Below are 6,505 nucleotides of genomic sequence, written 5' to 3' on the forward strand. Positions count from 1 at the left end.
CCTCGAACTCGTGCTGTTCTGGTGGTGGGAGTTCGGGCTGTCGCGCATCCCAAGCTGGAGCTTCGGCGTCTATCTCTTCCTGATAGGTTATGCCGTCGTCCTCTATCTGATCTCGGCGCTGCTCTTCCCCGACAATATCGCGGAATATGCCGGCTACGAGGATTTCTTCGTCCGGCGCCGACGCTGGTTCTTCGGCCTCCTCGCGGCGACCTTCCTGCTCGATATCGTCGATACGCTGATCAAGGGCACGGAGCACTGGACCCAGCTCAGCGGCGACTATCTCGTGCAAGTGCCGATCGGGCTCGCGCTGTGCCTGATCGCCTATATCTCGGCGCGACGCTGGGTGCATATCTCGCTCGCCAGCGCGCATCTCCTCTACCAGTTCTACTGGATCGGCCGCGTCGTCTACACGATGGGCTAAGGCCTTCAACCCTTCGTGACGGCTCCGCCCGCGAAGGGCGCGAAATGCCTGACGACCTCCCGGTAGACATCCCGCTTGAAGGGGATGATCAGGTCGGGTGTCTCCTCGAGCCTGGCCCAGCGCCAGGCATCGAACTCGGCCTTGTGGCCCCCAGTGGGGTTGAGGATGTCGATCTCGTCCTCAGAGCCGGTGAGGCGGAAAGCGAACCATCTCTGCGCCTGGCCGCGCCAGCGGCCCTTCCAGGCTTCCTTGCCGATATCGACGGGCAGGTCGTAGGCGAGCCAGCCCGGTACTTCCGCCAGGAGCTCGACGGAGGTGACGCTGGTTTCCTCGGCAAGCTCGCGGCGTGCGGCTTCCAACGGCGTCTCGCCCTCGTCGATGCCGCCCTGCGGCATCTGCCAGGCATGACCGGGTGCGACATGCTCGCGCTTGGTCTTGTCGGCGCGCCGGCCGACGAAGACGAGGCCCTCGGCGTTGAACAGGGCCAGGCCCACGCAGGGGCGATAGCCTTCAGGAGCCTTGTCGGTCATTGCAGCGATCCGGTGGACTTGATCGACCCGGCCGGGATCGATCCGGTGCTCTTGGGCGAGCGGAAGCCGCGGGCGGCGCTCACGGGAACGATCACGAGCTTCTTGGCTTCAAGCGACTGCGCCCAGCGGTTGATCCGCTCGATCGAGACCGGCAGGGCACTGGCAGAGGCGATCACGATGCCTTGCTCGCGGGCGATGTTCTCCAGCGCGGCGAGCTCCTTGTCGATCGCGTCGGCACGGGTGACGCCGTCGATGACGCGGTCGATCTTCAGGGCGGGGACGCGAGCGCGGTCGGCCGATCCGGCGAGCAGGCTGCGTGGGGATGAACCGTCGTCGACGACCATCAGGCCGCGGCCGGCAAGCTCGCGCAGCACCGGGGAGAGAGCGCCTTCGTCCGACGTGAAGCGGCCGCCGAGGAAATTGACGATGCCGACATAGCCGGTGAAGCGGCCGAGCGCCCAGTGAAGCTTGTCGATATTGTCGGGCGCCTTCGGGCCGGTCAGCAACGTATGCGGGCCGGGGTCGTTGTCGGGATAGTCGAAAGGCTCCATCGGCAATTGCAGGAAGACCTCATGGCCTTCGCCGCGGGCGCGCTGGACGGTGCGTTCGAGCTCGGTGCCATAGGGCGCGAAGGCGAGCGAGACGGGCGGCGGCAATTTCGCAATCGCATCGGCCGTGCCGTTCTGGCTGATACCGAGGCCGCCGACGAGCAGCGCGATGCGGCCGGCCGGCTTGGCCGAAGGCTCGGCGCCGAGGGGGCGGGCATAGATCTTGGCCGGCGTCGCGCCTTCGGGGCCGACCTTCGGCAGCAATCCGTAGCGCGAGCGCTCGACGAGGCGATTGTCGGGCGCCGTCGCGAGCTTGATGGTGCGGGTCTCGTCGGGAATGGTGATGACGATCGCCTCCGGCGCATCCTCGCCGGCGCGGGTCACGGTCACCCCTGCGCTGTGTTCGAGCTGCGCGGCACTGGCCGGGCCTTGCGGGGTTGCCGGGACCGTTCCCGGCGCTGCGGAAGCCGAGGGGACGGGCGCGGCGCGCTTCTCGATCGAGGCCACGGCCATCGGCTCGCCGCCATCGGGATCGCGACGCAGCGCCACCGTCAGCATGAGGCTCAGGACGGCCGCGCCGACGCATCCGGCCGCCGCCGTCGCGAGCCAGCGTCCCCAGGGCCTGCCAGAGGCCGCCGGGCGATCCTGGCCGAGCGGTCGATTGAGCTCCGTCAGCGGCGTTCCGGCCGAGAGCGGCCGTCCTCGAGGTTGCGACGCGGGTCCGAATCAGCAGCCCGCGCGTTAGTCTTGGCGCCTTGGAGTCTGTTTGGAAAGTGTCTCAGCCCTCATCCTGAGGAGCCATTTCGTTGGAAATGGCGTCTCGAAGGATGCTTCGGGAGGCTCCCAAGTCCGCTGGACCATTTTTCGAGAAGGCCCTTCGGGCCTCCTCGGAATGAGGGCTGCATTCCCACGCAGCCCTTCGGAGGGTTCGACTTCGAGCCCGCTGGGGCTCAGTTCGGCTGCTTGGGCGCCTCGGGCGCGGCGGGCGCCGCCGGAGCGGCCGGCTTCTCCGCCGGGGCCGCGGCACCCGTCTTGACGCCGCGGAGCTGGTTCAGCGCGGCGATGAGCTGGGTGTCCTTGGTCGGGTCGGCAGGCACATAGGAGCTGGAACCGGACTGCTCCTCACCCTCGCCGGCCTTGAGATGGCCCTTCAGCGAAGCTTCGCCCTTGTTATCGACGAGCTTGTCCTTGATCTCCTGCGGGATGTCCTGCTGGACCTCGATGTCCGGCGTGATGCCCTTGGCCTGGATCGAGTTGCCCGACGGCGTGTAGTAGCGCGCCGTGGTCAGGCGCAGGCCGCCATTCGAGCCGAGCGGGATCACGGTCTGGACCGAGCCCTTGCCGAAGGAGCGCGTGCCCATCACGACCGCGCGCTTGTGGTCCTGCAGGGCGCCGGCGACGATCTCGGCCGCCGAGGCCGAGGAGCCATTGATCAGCACGACGACCGGCTTGCCCTTGGTCAGATCGCCGGACTTGGCGTTGAAGACCTGGGTCTCCTCGGCATTGCGGCCGCGGGTCGAGACGATCTTGCCACGCTCCAGGAAGGCATCCGAGACCAGCACGGACTGGTCGAGGCGCCCGCCGCGGTTGTTGCGGAGATCGATGATGTAGCCCTTGAGCTTGTCGGCCCCGATCTCACTGGTCGTCTTCTCGATCGCCTTACGCAGGCCGTCATAGGTCTGCTCGGAGAAGGTGCCGATGCGGATATAGCCGATATCGCCCTCGACGCGCTCCTCGACGGCCGGCACGACGATGGTCGAACGGGTCAGGGTGAATTCGAGCGGCTCGGTCTTGCCGGGGCGGTCGATCTTGAGCGTGACCTGGGTGTTGATCAGCCCGCGCATCTTCTCGACCGCCTGGGTCAGGGACAGGCCCTTCACCTCGGCGCCGTCGATCTGCTTGATGATGTCGTTGGCGAGGATGCCGGCCTTGGAGGCGGGCGTATCCTTGATCGGCTTGGCGACCTTGAGGACGCCGTCCTCCATCGTCACCTCGATGCCGAGCCCGCCGAACTGGCCGCGCATGTCGGTGTCCATGTCGCGGAAGGACTTGGCGTCCAGATAGGAGGAGTGCGGGTCGAGCGAAGAGACCATGCCGTTGATGGCGGCCTCGATCAGCTTCTGCTCGTCGGGCTTGTCGACATAGTCGGTGCGGATCTTCTCGAAGATGTCACCGAACAGGTTGAGGCTGCGGTAGACCTCGGCCGAGGCCGCCACCGCGCTGGTCGAGGAGAGCAGCCTGGTCTGTGTGGCCAGTCCGGTCAGGCCCGCGCCCATGATGGCGCCGGCGAGAACGAGGGAAACCTTGCGCATCATCCGCGAACCTTTTCGCCTTGCGATTTCGTCCACCACGGCGTCGGATCGATCGAGACGCCGTCTTTCCTGAATTCGATATACAGAACCGGCTGCCCGGTTCCCACCCCTACCGTCGTAGCGGCAGCTTCCGATGTTTCGCCCATCGCCGCAACCGGCTCTCCCGCCAGCACGAACTGATTGAGCGCGACATCGATCCGCTGCATGCCGGCCAGCAGGATGTAGTAGCCTCCGCCCGCGTTCAGGATCAAGAGTTGCCCGAACGAGCGGAACGGCCCCGCATACACCACCCAAGCGTCCGAAGGCGCCGAAACTAGGGCGTTGGCGCGCGTTTCCAAAGAAATCCCGCGAATGGTGCCGCCGGCGCCGTCGGGATCGCCGAAACCACGCAATCGTGATCCGGCCACCGGCAGGGAAAGCAGGCCCTTGGCCTCCGCGAAGGCGATCTTGGGGGCCAGCCGCGCCGGGTCCTTGAAGGCCAGCGCCGTCATGCGCTCGCGCTGATCGCGCGTCTCCTGCTCGATCGCGTGCCGGGCGGCATCGGCCGCCTTGTTGGTGACCGAAATCTCCTTCTCGATCTTTTCGACGAAATCCCGCATCGAGCGGGCCTGGCCGGCGAGTTCCTTGCCGAGCGCGGCCTGTTGCTCGACATCCTTGGCAGCGCTCGTCTCACGCTCGCGCCGCGCCTCGATCAGGGAGGCCAGGCGCTGGCGCTCGGCCGCGATCTGCTCCATTTCGGAGCCGATCTTGCCCTTTTCGGTGGCGATGCCGTCACGCAGGCGGACGAGTTCGGCGAGGTCGGTGCTGAGAATCTCGACCTCCTGCCGGAGATCGGGGACGACGGCGCCGAGCAGCATCGAGGCGCGCACGGCTTCCAGGATGTCCTCGGGACGGACCAGCACGGCAGGCGGCGGGCGCCGGCCGATGCGCTGCAAGGCTGCCAAGACCTCGGCGATCAGGTTGCGCCGGCCGTCGAGCGAGCGGCGAATCGCGGCCTCGCTGGATTGCAGCAGGGCAAGCCGCGTCTCCAGCCCGCCGAGCCGCTCTTCGGCGGCCTGGGTTTTCGCGGTGGTGTCGAGCAGAGCCTTGTTGAGTGCGGCGCGATCGGCCCGGATCGCCGCGATTTCTTCCTCGAGCGCCGCGCGGGCTTCGGTATTGCCGGCAAGGCGCTGTTCGATCGCCTTGAGCTCGCTCTCGCGCGCCTGCTTCTCGACGAGCTTCTGCATCGCCTCGCGCTGCAGCGCTTCCGGATCGGGCTGGGGCGTCTGGGCACGCGCTCCGAACGAGGCCGCCAGCAGGGCGGCAAGGCACAGGCCGCGCAGTCCGGGGCGAATCAGCAAGCTCATACGCGATGATAGGGGTGGCCGGAGATGATCGTCATCGCGCGATAGAGCTGTTCGAGCACGAGCGCGCGCACGATCTGGTGCGGGATCGTCAGGGCGCCGAAGGCGAGGGTGATGTCGGCCTTGTCGCGGATGTCCTCGCTCAGCCCGTCGGCGCCGCCGATGATCAGGCTGGCATGGCCGGTGCCGGAATCGCGGGCGGCGGCGAGGCGGGCTGCGAAGGCTTCGCTGCCAAGGGCGCGGCCGCGCTCGTCCAGCGCGATTATCAGGCCGGGCTGGGCTTTTGCGAGGATGGCCTGCGCCTCCTCGCGCTTGCGTTCATCGGCGCGGCGGCCCCGGCCCTCGGCGATCTCGACGATGTCGGGACCACTGAGGCCGATGCCGCGGCCGAGCGCGACTCCGCGCTCACGATAGCGCTCGCAGAGCTCCCGCTCCGGCCCGTCCTTGAGCCGGCCGACGGCGATGACCGCGAGCCGCATCCGGGGACGACGTCAGCTATCGAGGCGTTCGTTCGGCCGGTCGGTGCCCCACATCTTCTCGAGATTGTAGAACTGGCGCACTTCGGGCCGGAAGACGTGGATGATGATGTCGCCGGTATCGATCAGCACCCAGTCGCAGGCAGGCATGCCCTCGACGTTGGGCGTGGGCAGTCCGGAAGCTTTCAGGGCTTCGATCAGGGCATCCGAGATGGCGGCGACATGGCGGTTGACGTTGCCCGAGGCGATGATCATCGCGTCGGCGAGAGACGTCTTGCCAACGAGGTCGATCACCGTGATGTCCTCGGCCTTCATGTCCTCGAGGACACGCTGGGCGAGCGCGATGCTGTCGGCAGAAGGATTCTCCGCGACGGCAGCCTGGGGAAGCGGCTTCGGCTCGGCTTCACCAAGGGTTTGACGGGTCAGTGACGTATCCTCTCGATCCTGATGCGCGTTGGCGCGATGGCTCAAAATAAGCCGGGAAGCCCCGGAATTCAATCGTGGCCGGCCCGCTTGCGCAGCATCGTGGAGGATAACGTCGAGCGCTTGCCGTGCAGGAAGACCCAGGCGGGAGGCTTCATGCGCGGCAGGCTCGCGGCCCGGTTCTCGGGCAGGCGCCAGCGCGAGAGCCAGTTGGCGGCGGGCGAGGCCATGGCGCTGTGGGTCGAGCCCGGCCGATCGATGATCGCGATCGGCATCATCCGGGCAATGGCGCGCCATTCGTTCCAGCGATGGAAGCCGGCGAGATTGTCGGAGCCCATGATCCAGACGAAGTTCACGCCGGGGCAGCGCCGCTTCAGTGCGCGCAGCGTGTCGGCGGTGTAGCGGGTGCGCAGCATCGCCTCGACGCCGGTGACGTCGATGCGGGCATGGCC

8 protein-coding genes are annotated in these 6,505 nt (G+C 67.3%); 1 reads left to right on the plus strand and 7 read right to left on the minus strand.

The genetic code is table 11. The features are described 5' to 3' along the window. Nucleotides 1-421: hypothetical protein (locus tag JHD80_RS26320; RefSeq protein WP_199093413.1), on the plus strand; the 421-nt coding region annotated here is incomplete at its 5' end. Between the two features lie 5 nt (nt 422-426). On the opposite strand, the gene JHD80_RS26325 is transcribed toward JHD80_RS26320, so the two are convergent. From JHD80_RS26325 to JHD80_RS26355, 7 genes are all read right to left on the minus strand, one after another. Beyond that, complete coding sequence (locus JHD80_RS26325) at nt 427-951, minus strand: RNA pyrophosphohydrolase (RefSeq protein WP_199093414.1); 525 nt, start codon at nt 949-951, stop codon at nt 427-429. Further along, nucleotides 948-2,057 carry a divergent polysaccharide deacetylase family protein gene (locus tag JHD80_RS26330; RefSeq protein ID WP_248311794.1) on the minus strand — a complete coding sequence of 370 codons (1,110 nt, stop codon included), beginning with the start codon at nt 2,055-2,057 and terminating at the stop codon, nt 948-950. Before JHD80_RS26330 ends, JHD80_RS26325 begins: the two co-directional genes overlap by 4 nt. Before the next feature lie 392 nt (nt 2,058-2,449). Beyond that, complete coding sequence (locus tag JHD80_RS26335) at nt 2,450-3,811, minus strand: S41 family peptidase (RefSeq protein ID WP_199093416.1); 1,362 nt, start codon at nt 3,809-3,811, stop codon at nt 2,450-2,452. Further along, entirely contained in the window at nt 3,811-5,157 is a 1,347-nt protein-coding gene (locus tag JHD80_RS26340; protein WP_199093417.1) for a murein hydrolase activator EnvC family protein, read from the minus strand. The genes JHD80_RS26335 and JHD80_RS26340 overlap by 1 nt, the downstream gene beginning before the upstream one ends. Continuing rightward, nucleotides 5,154-5,633 (minus strand): 23S rRNA (pseudouridine(1915)-N(3))-methyltransferase RlmH, encoded by a 480-nt coding sequence (gene rlmH / locus JHD80_RS26345; RefSeq protein ID WP_199093419.1) that lies wholly within the window; start codon nt 5,631-5,633, stop codon nt 5,154-5,156. The genes JHD80_RS26340 and rlmH overlap by 4 nt, the downstream gene beginning before the upstream one ends. 12 nt (nt 5,634-5,645) lie before the next feature. After that, complete coding sequence (gene rsfS, locus JHD80_RS26350) at nt 5,646-6,101, minus strand: ribosome silencing factor (protein WP_210340005.1); 456 nt, start codon at nt 6,099-6,101, stop codon at nt 5,646-5,648. A 23-nt stretch (nt 6,102-6,124) separates the two neighbouring features. Beyond that, nucleotides 6,125-6,505, minus strand: a 381-nt coding sequence (locus JHD80_RS26355) for a nucleotidyl transferase family protein (RefSeq protein ID WP_465246562.1), incomplete at its 5' end; no start/stop codon positions are given.

Source organism: Allobosea sp. ASV33, from assembly GCF_016428755.1.
In the GTDB taxonomy this organism is placed as follows: Bacteria; Pseudomonadota; Alphaproteobacteria; order Rhizobiales; family Beijerinckiaceae; genus Allobosea.

Coding starts and splice junctions, on each gene's coding strand:
- rlmH (WP_199093419.1), bottom strand. CDS start 5,633: ATGCGGCTCGCGGTCATCGCCGTCGGCCGGCTCAAGGACGGGCCGGAG.
- JHD80_RS26330 (WP_248311794.1), bottom strand. CDS start 2,057: ATGCTGACGGTGGCGCTGCGTCGCGATCCCGATGGCGGCGAGCCGATG.
- JHD80_RS26325 (WP_199093414.1), bottom strand. CDS start 951: ATGACCGACAAGGCTCCTGAAGGCTATCGCCCCTGCGTGGGCCTGGCC.
- JHD80_RS26335 (WP_199093416.1), bottom strand. CDS start 3,811: ATGCGCAAGGTTTCCCTCGTTCTCGCCGGCGCCATCATGGGCGCGGGC.
- JHD80_RS26340 (WP_199093417.1), bottom strand. CDS start 5,157: ATGAGCTTGCTGATTCGCCCCGGACTGCGCGGCCTGTGCCTTGCCGCC.